Source organism: Agromyces sp. P2_B3 (assembly GCF_056404815.1).
Window position 1 is genome coordinate 157704 of sequence record NZ_JBFUDH010000006.1, and the last position, 14219, is coordinate 171922.

Annotated in this window: 13 protein-coding genes; 7 read left to right on the forward strand and 6 right to left on the reverse strand. The window is 70.7% G+C overall.

Annotated features, from left to right (window positions below; all coding sequences use genetic code 11):
• Positions 1–79 precede the first annotated feature (79 nt).
• Positions 80–304 carry a hypothetical protein gene (locus tag AC1DZA_RS11395; RefSeq protein WP_476772834.1) on the reverse strand — a complete coding sequence of 75 codons (225 nt, stop codon included), beginning with the start codon at positions 302–304 and terminating at the stop codon, positions 80–82.
• A gap of 95 nt (positions 305–399) precedes the next feature.
• Between AC1DZA_RS11395 and AC1DZA_RS11400 the strand changes: the two genes are divergently transcribed.
• On the forward strand, positions 400–996 hold the full coding sequence (locus tag AC1DZA_RS11400) for a CGNR zinc finger domain-containing protein (protein WP_476772835.1): 597 nt from the start codon (positions 400–402) through the stop codon (positions 994–996).
• A gap of 26 nt (positions 997–1022) precedes the next feature.
• Here AC1DZA_RS11400 and AC1DZA_RS11405 read toward each other — a convergent pair whose 3' ends face one another.
• Together AC1DZA_RS11405 and AC1DZA_RS11410 are read right to left on the reverse strand one after the other, a co-directional pair.
• Entirely contained in the window at positions 1023–2390 is a 1368-nt protein-coding gene (locus AC1DZA_RS11405; protein ID WP_476772836.1) for an MFS transporter, read from the reverse strand.
• 4 nt (positions 2391–2394) lie between these two features.
• Positions 2395–3207 (reverse strand): M15 family metallopeptidase, encoded by an 813-nt coding sequence (locus tag AC1DZA_RS11410; protein ID WP_476761270.1) that lies wholly within the window; start codon positions 3205–3207, stop codon positions 2395–2397.
• Positions 3208–3451: 244 nt separating this feature from the next.
• Between AC1DZA_RS11410 and AC1DZA_RS11415 the strand changes: the two genes are divergently transcribed.
• From AC1DZA_RS11415 to AC1DZA_RS11435, 5 genes are all read left to right on the forward strand, one after another.
• Positions 3452–4729 (forward strand): ABC transporter substrate-binding protein, encoded by a 1278-nt coding sequence (locus tag AC1DZA_RS11415; protein ID WP_396133113.1) that lies wholly within the window; start codon positions 3452–3454, stop codon positions 4727–4729.
• Between the two features lie 79 nt (positions 4730–4808).
• Complete coding sequence (locus tag AC1DZA_RS11420; protein ID WP_476772837.1) at positions 4809–5912, forward strand: carbohydrate ABC transporter permease; 1104 nt, start codon at positions 4809–4811, stop codon at positions 5910–5912.
• 5 nt (positions 5913–5917) lie between these two features.
• The gene (locus tag AC1DZA_RS11425) at positions 5918–6817 is read left to right on the forward strand and encodes a carbohydrate ABC transporter permease (protein ID WP_396133115.1); all 900 of its coding nucleotides are present in this window, start codon (positions 5918–5920) and stop codon (positions 6815–6817) included.
• 29 nt (positions 6818–6846) lie between these two features.
• Positions 6847–8286 (forward strand): GH1 family beta-glucosidase, encoded by a 1440-nt coding sequence (locus AC1DZA_RS11430; RefSeq protein ID WP_476772867.1) that lies wholly within the window; start codon positions 6847–6849, stop codon positions 8284–8286.
• A gap of 49 nt (positions 8287–8335) precedes the next feature.
• Complete coding sequence (locus tag AC1DZA_RS11435) at positions 8336–9364, forward strand: LacI family DNA-binding transcriptional regulator (RefSeq protein ID WP_476763198.1); 1029 nt, start codon at positions 8336–8338, stop codon at positions 9362–9364.
• 28 nt (positions 9365–9392) lie between these two features.
• On the opposite strand, the gene AC1DZA_RS11440 is transcribed toward AC1DZA_RS11435, so the two are convergent.
• From AC1DZA_RS11440 to AC1DZA_RS11450, 3 genes are all read right to left on the reverse strand, one after another.
• Positions 9393–10283: a DNA-methyltransferase gene (locus AC1DZA_RS11440; protein WP_476763197.1), complete on the reverse strand. Its 891-nt coding sequence runs from the start codon at positions 10281–10283 to the stop codon at positions 9393–9395.
• 68 nt (positions 10284–10351) lie between these two features.
• Positions 10352–12058 carry an amidohydrolase gene (locus AC1DZA_RS11445; protein WP_476772838.1) on the reverse strand — a complete coding sequence of 569 codons (1707 nt, stop codon included), beginning with the start codon at positions 12056–12058 and terminating at the stop codon, positions 10352–10354.
• Positions 12055–13497 (reverse strand): APC family permease, encoded by a 1443-nt coding sequence (locus tag AC1DZA_RS11450; protein WP_476772839.1) that lies wholly within the window; start codon positions 13495–13497, stop codon positions 12055–12057. Before AC1DZA_RS11450 ends, AC1DZA_RS11445 begins: the two co-directional genes overlap by 4 nt.
• A 105-nt stretch (positions 13498–13602) precedes the next feature.
• Here AC1DZA_RS11450 and AC1DZA_RS11455 point away from each other — a divergent pair, with 105 nt between their 5' ends.
• On the forward strand, positions 13603–14211 hold the full coding sequence (locus AC1DZA_RS11455) for a TetR/AcrR family transcriptional regulator (RefSeq protein ID WP_476772840.1): 609 nt from the start codon (positions 13603–13605) through the stop codon (positions 14209–14211).
• Positions 14212–14219: the final 8 nt, after the last annotated feature.

Sequence of the window (14219 nt, forward strand, 5' to 3'; positions counted from 1 at the left end):
GATGCACCACGCGCGAGCCCCTCGCCCGCCACGTCGCTCGTCGGCGCCCCGCGGTCGCGCCACGCTCCGACCTCAGCGCTCAGCCGCCCCGATGCAGGATGCCGAACGCCCACGGCGGGATCTGGTCGACCCAGTCGCTGCGGGCGGCTTGCCGCTCGAACCGCGTCGCGCGTCGACGTGCCCGCCAAACTGAGAATCGGCTCCGGAGTCCTGTCTGGGTCACAACTTCGGTGCCCGTCGTCGCGACCGCCGGCGCGCGGCCGAACCGCTGGTCGCGCGCGCCCGTGTCAGTGATGCCCGACATGATGATCCTCCTTCGTTGACACCAGTGAAATGTTTTCAGTGGTGTTTCTACCGTGCGCGCTTCCGTCACACCTGTCAAGGGATTACGCTGGTGTCATGGGTGCACAGACCGACTTAGCGTTCCAGAAGGAGGACGAGGTCATCCCCCCGTCCCTTCGGCTCGTGCGCGACTTCGTGAACACCGTCGAGTACCAGCTCGACGACGAGCGGCTGGGCGAGCCTGCCGACCTCGCAGCCTGGCTCGGCTCACGCGGCCTCCTCGACGAGGGTGCGCGCGTGACCGCCGACGACCTCGCCGTCGCGACGCAACTGCGCGAGGGGCTTCGCGGAGTGCTCGAACTCCACGCCGGGCACGAGCCCGACCCCGCCGCCGTCGCGCGACTGAATGAGGCGCTCGCCCAGCTGCCGGTGCACGTGCAGTTCGTCGAGGCCGAGTCGTTCAAGCTCGAACCCGCCGGGGCCGACCCCGTCCGACGAGCGCTCGGCGGCCTGCTCGACGCCATGCGCCGGTCGATCGACGACGGCACGTGGCCCAGGCTCAAGGCCTGCGCCCGCGACTCCTGCCGCTGGGCGTACTACGACCACTCGCGCAACCGGTCGAGCCGCTGGTGCACCATGGCCGGCTGCGGCAACGCGGTCAAGATGAAGAAGGTCTACGCGGCGCGAAAGGACCGCCGGCCTGACGACGACTGAGGCCGCCGGGGCCCCGGGCCGCGGGATCAGGCGGCGGCGCTGCGGGCGAGCACGCGCGCGCGCAGCCCCGCGATCGCCAGGGGCACGAGCACGAAGATCGCCACCACGTTCACGCCCGCGAATCCGCCCACGCCGAGCACGACGCCGGACAGGGCAGCGGATGCCGCGGCGGCGATGTTCATCGACGCATCCGTGGCTCCCTGCAACGGCACCCGCAGCGGCTCGTCGACGGAGGTCGTGAGCAGCGTGGACCCGCCGATCAGGCCGGCGGACCAACCCAGGCCGAGCAGGCCGAGCGCGAACGGCATGAGCACGAGCAGGCTGTCGGCGGGGGCGAGGATGCCGATGACCGTCGCTGAGATGAGCAGCGCGGCGCCGATCGCGATGACCCGCTCGGACCCGATGCGGTCGGAGAGCCAGCCCATGAGCGGGCTCGCCCCGTACATGCCGAGGATGTGGATGCTGAGCACGACGCCGACGAGCGAGAGCGACAGCCCGTGCTCGGTCATGTGCAGCGGCGTCATCACCATCACGCCGACCATCACGGTGTGCGAGCACACGATCGCGAGGAAGGCGACGAGCGCCCTCGGGTTGCGGAGCGCCACGCTCAGCGCCGCCCACGCGCCGACCTTGGCCGGCGATGCGCCCGGCGATGCGTCCGGCGATGCGTCCGGCGATGCGCCCGGCGATGCGTCCGGCGATGCGTCGAGTGCGACGGCCGGGTCCCCGAGGTCGGGCGGAGCACTCGGTTCATCGGCCGCAGGCGCCGACGGATCCACCGCCAGGTGCCCGGCCCGGGGCGTGCGCAGCAGCGTGCCCACGAGCAGGGCCGACAGCGCGAACGCGACCGCCGAGAAGACGAAGGGTCCCACGAGCGGCGGCAGCCCGAGCGCCTGGCCGAACTCGTCGCCCGACTCCGAGAGCAGCGGCCCCGCGACCGAGCCGATCGTCGTCGCCCACAGCACGAGCGACATGGAGCGCGCCTCGAACCCGGGCGCCGCCACCTCGGTCCCCGCGAATCGGGCCTGCAGGCCCGCGGCGCTCGCGGCGCCGAACGCCGCGAGTCCGAGGAACACGAGAGCCGGCATGCCGCTCGTCGCCGCAGCGACCACGAGCACGGCGCCGCCGAAGGCCAACGCGTACCCGGTCGCGAGTGCGACATGGCGGCCGGCGCGCACGGCCAGGCGCGCGAGCGGAATGGCGACGATCGCGGCGCCGAGCACGCTCGACGACTGTGCGAGTCCGCCCATCGCCACGGTGTCGGTGAGGTCGGCGGTGAGGATCGCCGCAAGGGCCATGCCCGTCGCGACCCCGGCGCCGGCGAGGAGCTGGTTGACGATCAGCACCGTCAGCGCGAGGCCGCGTCGCGGCATCCGTTCGCCCTGACCGGTCATCGACTCACTCGTAGTCGGGCGCGGCCGGAAGGCCGAAGAATTCCTCGAGGGTGGTGAAGCCGGTGTCGTGCATCTCGGTGGCCAGCTCGGTGCCGACATAGCGGTAGTGCCACGGTTCGAACGAATAGCCGGTGACGTCGGTCTTGTCGGCCGGGTAGCGCATGATGAAGCCGAAGCGCCAGGCGTTGTCGCGCAGCCATGCACCCTCGGGGGTGTCCGCGAAGCACTCGGCCAGCGAGCAGTCGCCCGAGGCGGCGCCGATGTCCATCGTCAGGCCGGTCTGGTGCTCGCTGAACCCGGGCCGCGCCGTGGTGAGGTCGTCGCCGTCGTAGACCTCCTCCTGGGCGGAGTACGAGCGGTAGGCGCTGTTCGAGGCGAGCTCGAGGCCGGCTTCCGCGAGAGCCGCGTCGAACATCGCGACCACGGCGTCGGATGCCTCCTGGCGCAGCTCGGGCTCCCAGGTGTGCTCCACCGGCACCGCGACGAGGTCGTCGGGCTCGTAGTCCTGCGGGTTGAGCGGACGCAGCTTGTTGACGACGACCCAGATGCTCGTCGGGTCGTCGATGGAGCGGGCTGCCTTGTCGAACGACGCGACGGTGGCGGGTGCGGGAAGGGCTTCGGGGGCCGGTCGGGGCGTCTCGGTGGCGCTGTCGCCGGAACCGGTCGAGGACCCCGCGACCGCCGGGTCGGCGCCGCTGACGTACCCGACCACGAGCACGGCGATCGCGATCAGCACGACGCTCAGCGACAGTGCGATGACCATGCGCCGCCGCTCCCGCACGGCGTCGCTCGGCTCCCGGCGCTCGCTTCCAGACACCGTTCGAGTGTACGCGGCGTCGCGGAGGGACCGCGTGTCGCGCCATCGCCGCGCCGCCCGCGCGCGCCGATATGCAGCTCGCATTTGGTTACAGCTCAGTAACGAACGCCCAGAATGAGAGCGCTCTCTTGACAGCGATGATCGCGCTCTCATAACATCGGCCTGCATCGTGAGAGCGCTCTCACCTCAAGCCTGAGCGCGATCTCACGTGACCATTCCGCAACCCCACCACGCACACAAGGGAGTGACCGTGAAGCTTTCACGACGCACCAAGGCGATCGCCGCCGTAGCCGGCGCCGCATCCATCGCCCTCCTCGCCTCGGGCTGTTCCCCGAGCTCGGACTCGGGCTCCAGCGACGGCCCGATCGAACTGAGCGTCGCGACGTTCAACGACTTCGGCTACACCGACGAGCTCCTCCAGGAGTACATGGACGAGAACCCGAACGTGAAGGTCGTGCAGAACAAGGCCGCGACGTCGAACGATGCGCGCGCCAACTACTTCCAGAAGCTCGGCAAGAAGGGCCTGGCCGACGTCGAGGCCATCGAGGTCGACTGGCTTCCCGAGGTCATGAAGTACTCCGACCTCCTCGCCGAGGTGCCCGCGGGCACCGCAGACCGCTGGCTCGACTGGAAGGTCGACGCCGCGACCGACGCCGACGGCCGCCTCATCGGCTACGGCACCGACATCGGCCCCGAGGGCGTGTGCTACCGCTCCGACCTGTTCGCCGCCGCCGGGCTCCCCACGGACCGCGAAGAGGTCGCCGCGCTGCTCGAGGGCGACTGGAACAAGTACTTCGAGGTCGGCGCGCAGTACACCGCCGCCACCGGCAAGGCCTGGTTCGACTCGGCGGGCAGCACCTACCAGGGCATGATCAACCAGGTCGAGGCCGCCTACGAGGACCCCGACTCCGGTGACATCACCGCGACCGAGAACGCCGACGTCGAGGACATCTACAACGCCGTGCTCGACGCGAGCGCCACGCAGTCCGCGCACCTCGGCCAGTGGAGCGACGACTGGTTCGCCGGCGTCGGCAACGGCGCGTACGCGACCATGCTCTGCCCGGGCTGGATGCTCGGTGTCATCTCCGGCAACGCCGAGGGCGTCACCGGCTGGGACGTCGCGAACGTCTTCCCGAGCGGCGGCGGCAACTGGGGCGGCTCGTACCTGACCGTTCCCGCCAACGGCGCTCACGTCGAAGAGGCGCAGAAGCTGGCCGACTGGCTGACCGCTCCCGAGCAGCAGATCAAGGCTTTCGTCAATGCCGGCACCTTCCCGAGCCAGAACGACGCCTACACCGATGAGGCCCTCACCGGCTTCGTGAACGAGTACTTCAACAACGCGCCCGTCGGCCAGATCTTCACGGATCGTGCCAAGGCGGTCTCGGTGGCGCCGTTCAAGGGCGAGTACTACTTCCAGATCAACGACGCCATGCAGAAGGCCCTGACCCGTGTCGAGGACGGCACGCAGGACAAGCAGGCGTCGTGGGACCAGTGGGTCTCCGAAGTCGAGGCGATCGGCTAGTCGGCCCYCCGCGGGGGGCCGGGCGCGCCCGGCCCCCCGCGGACTCCCGTCCACAGCATCCGGAAGCAGAGGAACGACCGTGACATCCACCGCCACCGCGCCCCCGTCATCCACCGAACGACCGCAGCAGGCCGGCGGCGCACCGGCGCCGAGGGATCCGCGGCGCATCGCGTTCGGCCACCGCCTCAGCCGGTGGGACCTGAAGCTCTCGCCCTACCTCTACATCTCGCCGTTCTTCATCCTCTTCATCGTCGTCGGGCTGTTCCCGATCGCCTACACGGCGGTCATCTCCTTCATGGACTGGGACCTGGTCCGCAACTCGGGCACGTTCATCGGCTTCGACCAGTACGTCTACGTGCTCACCCAGCCGAAGTTCTGGATCGCCCTGCGCAACACCTTCAGCATCTTCCTGCTCTCGAGCATCCCCCAGCTGGTCGCCGCGATCTTCATCGCCGCCATGCTCGACCAGAACATCCGCGCCAAGACCTTCTGGCGCATGGGCGTGCTCGTCCCCTACGTGATGGCGCCCGTCGCCGTCGCCCTCATCTTCAGCAACATGTTCGGCGACAAGTTCGGCCTCGTGAACTCGGTGCTGACCGACCTGGGCCTGCCGCCGGTCATGTGGCACAGCGACGCGTTCGCCAGTCACATCGCCATCGCGACCATGGTGAACTTCCGCTGGACCGGCTACAACACGCTCATCCTCCTCGCCGCGATGCAGGCCATCCCGCGCGACTACTACGAGGCGGCCGCCATCGACGGCGCCAGCAAGTTCCGGCAGTTCTTCGCCATCACCGTGCCGAGCCTCCGGCCCACCCTCATCTTCGTGATCATCACGTCGACGATCGGCGGCCTGCAGATCTTCGACGAGCCGCGCATGTACGACCAGTACGGCACCGGCGGCGCCGACTCGCAGTGGCTCACCATCACGCTCTACCTCTACGACATCGGCTGGGGCCAGTGGAACTTCGGCCGGGCTGCGGCCCTCGCCTGGATCCTCTTCCTCATCATCCTGGCCATCGGCGTCATCAACCTGCTCGTCACGCAGAAGGTGGTCCGAGACGAGGGCCGGCGGGATGCCGCGAGCGGGCGCCAGCGCCGCGCCGCCGCCCGCGCGGCCCGCCGCGACCTCGCCGCCCGCGCCACCGACTCCACCCTCGAGACCCCGGAGGCGGCACGATGACCGTCATGAACCCCGTTCCCCTCGCGATCGCCGAGGAGAACATCCCCAACGCCGGCAAGGCCGCCCGGCGCCGGCCCGTGCGCGGGTCGCGACCCGGATGGTTCGTGTACACGAGCCTCGTGATCGTGCTGGGCGCCGCACTGTTCCCCTTCTACTGGTCGTTCCTGATCGGCTCGGGGGATGCCTCGACCATCCGCGATCCGAACATGTCGTGGCTGCCCGGCGGCAACTTCATCGCGAACGCGATCTCGGTCGTCAACGATCCGGCGGTGAACTTCTGGAAGGCGCTGTGGAACTCCATCTACAGCTCAGCGCTCATCGCCCTCTCGGTGGTCTTCTTCTCGACGCTGGCCGGCTGGGCCTTCGCGAAGCTCCGCTTCCGCGGCGGCAAGTGGCTGCTCGTCTTCGTGGTCGCCACGATGGCGGTGCCCACCCAGCTGGGCGTCGTGCCGCTCTACATCCTCTTCGCCGACCTCGGCTGGACCGGCAACGTGGGTGCGATCATCATCCCGGCGCTCACCAGCGCGTTCGGCGTGTTCTGGATGACGCAGTACCTGCAGCAGGCCGTGCCCGACGAGCTCATCGAGGCGGCCCGGGTCGACGGCGCGAGCTCGTTCCGCACGTTCCTCACCGTGGGGCTGCCCGCCGCCCGCCCGGCCGCCGCGATGCTCGGCCTGTTCACGTTCGTCTCGGCCTGGAACAACTTCTTCTGGCCGTTCATCGTCCTCGACCGCAGCGACCCCACGCTGCCCGTCGCGCTCTCGCTCCTGCAGTCGAACTACTTCGTCGACTACTCGATCGTGCTCGCGGGCGTGCTGCTGTCCACCATCCCCCTCCTCATCCTCTTCGTCTTCGCGGGCAAGCAGCTCGTGAGCGGCATCATGGCGGGAGCCGTGAAGGGATGACCATCGACTTCGGAGCTGACACCACCACCATGACCGACACCCTCGCGAACCCCGCGCTGCTCACGCGCCCGTTCCCCTCCGACTTCCTGTTCGGCGCCGCGACGGCAGCCTTCCAGATCGAGGGCGCCGCCTTCGAGGGCGGACGCACCGCCTCCATCTGGGATGCCTTCTGCCGCGTGCCCGGCGCCGTCGTGAACGCCGACAACGGCGATGTCGCCTGCGACCACTACCACCGGATGCCGCAGGACGTCGCCCTGATGAAGGAGCTCGGACTCCAGACCTACCGGTTCTCGACCTCGTGGTCGCGGGTGCGGCCCGACGGCGGCCCGGTCAATCCAGAGGGCGTCGACTTCTACTCGCGCCTCGTCGACGAGCTGCTCGAGGCCGGGATCAAGCCGTGGCTCACGCTCTACCACTGGGACCTGCCCCAGGCGCTCGAGGAGCGCGGCGGCTGGGCCAACCGCGACACCGCCTACCTGTTCCGCGACTACGCCCTCGACCTGCACGAGGCGCTGGGCGACCGCGTCGACGTGTGGACCACGCTCAACGAGCCGTGGTGCTCGTCGTTCCTCAGTTACACGGGCGGCGCGCACGCACCGGGTCGCCAGGATGTCGCGGCCGGCCTCGCCGCCGGCCACCACCTGCTGCTCGCCCACGGGCTCGCCGTGCAGGCGCTGCGCGAACGCGACCCCGAGCTCGAGCTCGGCATCACGCTGAACCTCACGGTCGCCAAGCCCGTCGACCCGACGCACCCCGGTGACGTGGACGCGGCCCGGCGTATCGACGGCCAGTTCAACCGGTTCTTCCTCGATCCGATCTTCCGCGGCCACTACGCCGGCGACCTGATGGCCGACGTCGGCCACCTCGGCCTCCGCGACGTCGTGCTCCCGGGCGACCTCGAGGTGATCTCGACGCCGATCGACACGCTGGGCGTGAACTACTACCACGGCGAGTACGTGAGCGACCGCCCGGCCGAGCACCCGCTGCTGGCCCAGGCGCCCACCGACCGGCCCACCCGGTCGCCCTTCCCCGCGGCCGACGGCGTGTTCAACCACCCGCAGAACCTGCCGCTGACCGCGATGGAGTGGGAGGTGCAGCCCGACGGCCTGCGCGAACTGCTCGTGCGCGTGCACCAGGACTACGCGGCATCCGCCGGCGTTCGCCTCTTCGTGACCGAGAACGGCGCCGCCTACGACGACGTCGTCGGCGATGACGGCGTGGTGCACGACGCGGAGCGCACGGAGTTCCTGGCTTCGCACCTCGGGGCGATCCTCGACGCCATCGACGAGGGCGTGCCCGTGCACGGGTACTTCTACTGGTCGCTCATGGACAACTTCGAGTGGGCATGGGGCTACGACAAGCGCTTCGGCCTCGTGCGCGTCGACTACGACACGCAGCAGCGCACCGTGAAGGACAGCGGACGCTCGTACGCCGCCGTCATCCGCGACCGCGCGCTGCCGTCGAGCTGACGGCCAGCCCCGCCAGCCATCACCCCGAGACGGAAATAGACTGAACGCCATGCAGCAGGGGGGAAGTGGTATCCGGACGCGACCCACCGCGCCGACGCTCGAAGCGGTCGCGCGCGAGGCGAACGTCTCGCGAGCCACCGTGAGCCGGGTCGTCAACGGCTCCCCCAAGGTGAGCCCCGACGTGGTCACCGCCGTGAACGCGGCGATCGCCAAGCTGAACTACGTGCCGAACCGGGCCGCCAGGTCGCTGGCCAGCCGCACCTCGGGCGCGATCGCGTTGATCGTGCCCGAGGACACGGCCATGTTCTTCGGCGACCCCTACTTCGCCGCGATCGTGCAGGGCATCACCCGGCGGCTCGACGAGAGCGAGTACCTGCTCAACCTGCTCGTCGCCTCGACCGATCCCGGCCACAAGACCGTGCGGTACCTGCGCTCGGGCGTCGTCGACGGCGCGCTCGTGATCTCGCACCACGAGGGCGACGACCTGCAGCACGAGGCCGACATGCTGCTTCCCCTCGTGTACGGCGGCCGGCCGTCGCAGCCCGGCGACCACATCTTCGTCGACGTCGACAACGTCGAGGGCGGTGCCATCGGCACGCGGCACCTCGTCGACGTCGGACGCCGTCGCATCGGCACGATCTCGGGCCCCCTCGACATGCCCGCGGGTGTCGACCGACTCGAGGGCTTCCGCCGCGCCATGGGCGAGGCCGACCTGCCCACCGACGCCGTCGAGACCGCCGACTTCACGGCGGCCGGCGCCGTCGCCGCCACCCGGCGGCTGCTCGACCGGGTGCCCGACCTCGACGGCATCTTCGTCGCGAGCGACCTCATGGCCACCGGCGCGCTGTCCGTGCTGCGCGAACGCGGACGATCGGTGCCCGGCGACATCGCCGTGGTGGGCTTCGACGACAGTCCCGCCGCGAGGTCGTCGGCGATCCCGCTGACCACCGTGCACCAGCCGTCCGAGCAGATGGGCTTCGAGATGGCCGACCTGCTGCTGCGGCATCTCTCGGGCGATGCCGACGTGCCCCGCCGCAACATCATGCCCACGCACCTCGTGCGGCGCGCGTCGGCGTAGGGCCACGACGCCGCGCCGCGGCATCCGCTCAGCCCGCCCTGCGGACCCCCTCCTGGAACTCGACGCCCGCGATCTCCGAGAACCGCGCGCGCATGATCGCGATGGCCTCGGGGTTCTCGTCGACGAGCACGAAGCGGCGCCCGAGCGTGGCCGCGACCGCGCCCGTCGTGCCCGATCCGGCGAAGAAGTCGAGCACCCAGTCGCCCTCGCGCGTCGAGGCCTGCACGATGCGGCGCAGGATGCCCTCGGGCTTCTGCGTCGGGTAGCCGGTCTTCTCGCGACCCGTCGGCGACACGATCGTGTGCCACCACACGTCGGTGGGCAGCTTGCCGAGCAGGGCCTTCTCGGGCGTGACGAGCCCGGGTGCCATGTAGGGCTCGCGGTCGACCGCGGTCGAGTCGAACCAGTACCGGTCGGGATCCTTCACGTACACGAGGATCGTGTCGTGCTTCGTCGGCCAACGCCGCTTCGCCTTGGCGCCGTAGTCGTAGGCCCACACGATCTCGTTGAGGAAGCACTCGCGGCCGAAGAGCGCGTCGAGCAGCACCTTCGCGTAGTGCGCCTCGCGGTAGTCGAGATGCAGGTAGAGCGTGCCGTCGTCGGCGAGCACCCGCCACGCCTCCGCGAGCCGTGGCTCCAGGAACCCCCAGTAGTCCTCGAACCGGTCGTCGTAGCGCAGCAGGTCGCCCCGTACCCGCCGGTACTGCTTGCCCGCGAACCCGGTGATGGTTCCGGATGCCGCGGGCTCGGCGGCATCCGTCGGCAGCACCCGCTCGTGCCGCATCGCCTGCCGGGCCTGCGCGCGCCCGGTGTTGAAGGGCGGGTCGAGGTAGACGAGCGTGAACGAGCCGTCGGGCAGGGTGGGCAGCACGTCGAGGTTGTCCGCGTGGATGATGCGGTCGGGCTCGTCGGCTGGCACGGGTCCAGTCTGCCCCAGCGGTGCGTGGTGCGCTGGGCGGATGCGTGCCGTGGCGGAGGCACGCCGCGTCAGTGCGCGTGCACGTGGGCGTCGTCCTGCCCGCCTCGCGCCGCGACGGGGTCGGCCGCCGCCTCGCCTCCTGCGGGTTCGGCGAGGGCGCCCGCCGAGTAGGCGATCCCCCCGCCCACGACGGTCAGCTCGGCGTGCGCGTCGAGGAGCGCCGCAGGATCGTGCTCGAGGCCGGAGAGGTCGGTTGACCACACGGCGAGGTCGGCGAGCATCCCCCGTGCGATCCGGCCGAGCGAGGCCTCGGCGTGCCAGGCGCGGGCGCCGTGCACCGTGTACGCCTCGAGCGACCGGTCGAGGCCGACGCGCTCCCCGACCGTCCAGGCATCCGAACCGTCGAGGCCGGCGCGGGTCGCGGCGGAGTACATGCCCACGAGCGGGTCCATCTCGCCGACCTGCCAGTCGCTCGAGAACGCGACGGTCGCCCCCGAGTCGAGCAGGCTCCGGAACCGCCAGGCGCGATCCCAGCGCTCCTCCCCCACGTTCTCCATCCAGGTGCCCGCGACGAGGTCGGGCGAGCAGTGCCTGGGCTGCATCGCGGCGGTCACGCCGAGGGCGCGGAACCGCGGGAGGTCGTCGGGATGCAGGCACTCGACGTGCACGATCCCGTGACGCCGGTCCCGGGTTCCGTTCGCCCGGGCCGCGCCCTCGATCGCGTCGAGCGCGAGCCGGATGCCGGCATCGCCCGTCGCGTGCGTGTGGGTCTGGAAGCCGAGCCGGTCGAGCTCGCGGATCACGGCACCGAGCTCTCCGTCGGCGTAGCTCGGGCGGCCGCGCTGCCCCGGCCGGTTCGCGTAGTCCTCGAGCATGAGCGCCGTGTGCGGCTCGATCACGTCGTCGGCGTAGAGCTTGACCGGCCCGAGGCGCAGGCGGTCGCGCGCCGGCGCCGAGTCGACGGCGTCGCGGAGCTGCGCGCGGAACGCGGCATCCGCCCCGACCGGATGGAACAGCGCGGCGATCACGCGCGACGAGAGCACGCCCTCGGCGAGCGCCCGCTCGAACAGCGGCAGCTCGGCGAGCGGAACCTGCGGCTCGACCACGGTGGTGATGCCGAGCGACGTCGCCATCCGCATGCTCGACCGGAGCTTGCGGTACCGGCGCTCGGGCGAGTACATCGGGATGTCGCGCTGCAGCTCCGCGAGCCCGGCCTGCGTCATGGCGCTGGTGTAGAAGTCGGTGACCCAGCCCGTCGGCTCACCGCTGACCGGATGCCGCTCGGGGCGACCCCAGGCGATGTCGCCGCCGTCGGCGATGCCGAGCACCCGAAGCGCCACCCGGTTCAGCCACACCGAGTGCTGGTCGTAGGTCGTCACGAAGACCGGACGGTCGGTGAGCCCGTCGAGGTCGGCGGCCTCGGGGCGGCGATCCTCGACGATGGAGTACACGGCGTTCTCGGCGCAGATCCAGTCGAGGTCGGGTCGCCGGGCGGCGAAGTCCGCGATCCGGCGCCGCACCTCGCCGAGGTCGTGCCCGCCCTCCAGGGTGACCGCGTCCTCGTCGAAGCCGAGCAGCAGGTGGTTGTGGCTGTCGATGATGCCGGGGGTCACCAGCCGGCCGGTGGCGTCGATCGTGCGGCGGGCGGTCGGGGCATCCGCCGCGCTGCCGACATAGCTGATGCGGTCGCCGGTGACGCCGACGGCCTCGGCCCACGGGGCGGCGGGGTCGAACGTGCGCACTCGGGCGCCGGTGATGAGCAGGTCGACGGTCATGCTGCGGGTCCGTCCGTCTCATCGCCCTCGGGGCCGACCAGGTGCAGGAGACCGGGGTGCGCACGCAGGTACAGGGCGTAGTAGAGGAAGCCGGCGGCCACGATGGCGAACGCGATGCCGAGGCTCAGCCACTGCGCCGGGTCGAGGATGCCGATGACGAAGATGGTCGCGATCGCGACGACGGCGAGCAGCGGCGGCACCGGCCAGAGCGGCATCCGGTAGGTGCCCGGCGCGGCTGCGGCGCTCCTGCGGCGAACCGCCAGCGCGGCCACGGCGATGAATCCGTAGCTGAACGCGAGGGTCGACCCCGTGGCGTTGAGCAGCACGTCGAACGGGATGAAGCAGGCGGCGAGCGCGAGCACTCCCATCACCACGGTGGCGACGACCGGCATCCGCGTCGCGTCCGAGACGCGGGCAAGCGGTGCGGCGATGCGCTCGGGCATGGCCCCGTCGCGGGCGGCGGCGAAGAGCAGGCGGCCCGACTGCAGGGCGATCGCGATGATCGCGTTGACGATGGCCAGGGCGATGGCGATGAGTACCGCGACCGTGACGCCGTCGCCGGCGCGCTCCGCCAGGAAGGACTCCACCGGCAGCGCGGCACCGAAGAGCTCCTCGAGCGAGGAGGCTCCGAGCAGCACGGCCGTGAGCGGCACGAGCTCGGCGACGACGGTGATGATCGCGCTCCAGAGCACGGCCCGCGCGATCGCACGCTTCGCGTTCTTGGTCTCCTCGGCGAAGTAGACCGCGCCGCCGTAGCCGTTGTACGAGAAGATGCCCTGCGTCACCGCGAGCACGAGGCCGGCGACGCCGAGCGGGGCGAGGCCGCCCGTCGCGACATCGAGCGCCTGCGGATCGAGCAGGTCGGTGAGCGGCCGCTCGACGTGCACGAGACCGAGTACCGCGAGCAGCGCGAGGGCGGCGAGCTCGAGGAACAGGAACGCGCCGGTGACCCAGGCGTTCGTGCGGATGTTGAAGCAGGCCGTCACGGTGGCCAGCACGATCACGACCAGGGCGGTCACGAGCGGGCCGAGCCCCGCGATGGCGACGCCCAGGTAGTCGGCGACGCCGAGCGCGAAGATCGCGACGATGAGCGGCAGCGAGACGAGGCCGATGAAGAACACGGCGGATCCGGCCGCCGGGCCGAGCACGCGGCTCACCAGCGAGTAGTCGCCGCCGGCGATCGGATGGCGCGACGCGAGCTCGGCGTAGCAGAACGCGATGAGGAGGCTGATCACTCCCGCGAGCGCGAAACCCCAGAAGACACCGGTGCCGTAGCCGGCGAGCGCGGCGCCGCCGAGGATGAACACGCTGGACGCGGGCGAGATGCCCGACAGCGTGATGAGGACGTTGCCGCCCACCCCGAGCGAGCGCGAGAGCTCGCCGCCGTGGGTGGTCATCGCGGCCGTGTCGAGGGTCGGAGTCGGGTTGTTCGCAGGCATGTGGTGGTCGCTCTCGGTCGGGGGTCCGATGCTGCTCGGAATTCTTCGACATCAGTGTCGAAGAATTCCAGAAGTGTGACATGGGGGTCGAGTAGTGTCAAGGACATGGCACGGCCGCGCAGACAGGAAGCGAGACGCGCCGCACTCATCGAGGCGACGTACGCGGCCGGCCGCCAGCACGGGCTGCGGTCGCTGTCGCTGACGGATGTCGCCGAGCAGGCCGGTCTCAGCCGCGGCGCGGTGCTCTACTACTACGAAGACCTCGACGCCCTGCTCGTCGAGGCGCATGGCGCCGGCGTCGAGCGGTTCTGCGACCAGCGCGACGCCACCGTCGCCGCACTCGACGACCCGCGCGACCGGCTCGGCGCGGCGATCGACGCCGGACTCCCGAGCGGACCCGACGATGCGCTCATGAGCCTGCTGTACGAGTTCGACGTGCTCGCCGGCAACTCCGAGCTGCACGACGAGCTCGTGCAGAAGCTCTACCTGCGCCAGGTCGAGACCTACACGCGCATCTTCGCCGCCGGCCGCGCGACCGGCGTGTTCTCACCCGGCCTGCCCGACGATCAACTCGCGATGACGTTCGTGGCCCTCGAAGACGCCTACGGCCTGCACATCGTGGGCGGCAACGCGCTCATGACGGTGCCCAAGGCGGCTGCGGCGATGCGCGCGGTCGCCGACCAGCTCGGGTGTCCGACCTCGTCGGCGTCGTGAGGGTGGGC

Coding starts and splice junctions, on each gene's coding strand:
- AC1DZA_RS11445 (WP_476772838.1), bottom strand. CDS start 12,058: ATGACCGTCGACCTGCTCATCACCGGCGCCCGAGTGCGCACGTTCGAC.
- AC1DZA_RS11450 (WP_476772839.1), bottom strand. CDS start 13,497: ATGCCTGCGAACAACCCGACTCCGACCCTCGACACGGCCGCGATGACC.
- AC1DZA_RS11425 (WP_396133115.1), top strand. CDS start 5,918: ATGAACCCCGTTCCCCTCGCGATCGCCGAGGAGAACATCCCCAACGCC.
- AC1DZA_RS11430 (WP_476772867.1), top strand. CDS start 6,847: ATGACCGACACCCTCGCGAACCCCGCGCTGCTCACGCGCCCGTTCCCC.
- AC1DZA_RS11455 (WP_476772840.1), top strand. CDS start 13,603: ATGGCACGGCCGCGCAGACAGGAAGCGAGACGCGCCGCACTCATCGAG.
- AC1DZA_RS11435 (WP_476763198.1), top strand. CDS start 8,336: ATGCAGCAGGGGGGAAGTGGTATCCGGACGCGACCCACCGCGCCGACG.
- AC1DZA_RS11400 (WP_476772835.1), top strand. CDS start 400: ATGGGTGCACAGACCGACTTAGCGTTCCAGAAGGAGGACGAGGTCATC.
- AC1DZA_RS11395 (WP_476772834.1), bottom strand. CDS start 304: ATGTCGGGCATCACTGACACGGGCGCGCGCGACCAGCGGTTCGGCCGC.
- AC1DZA_RS11405 (WP_476772836.1), bottom strand. CDS start 2,390: ATGACCGGTCAGGGCGAACGGATGCCGCGACGCGGCCTCGCGCTGACG.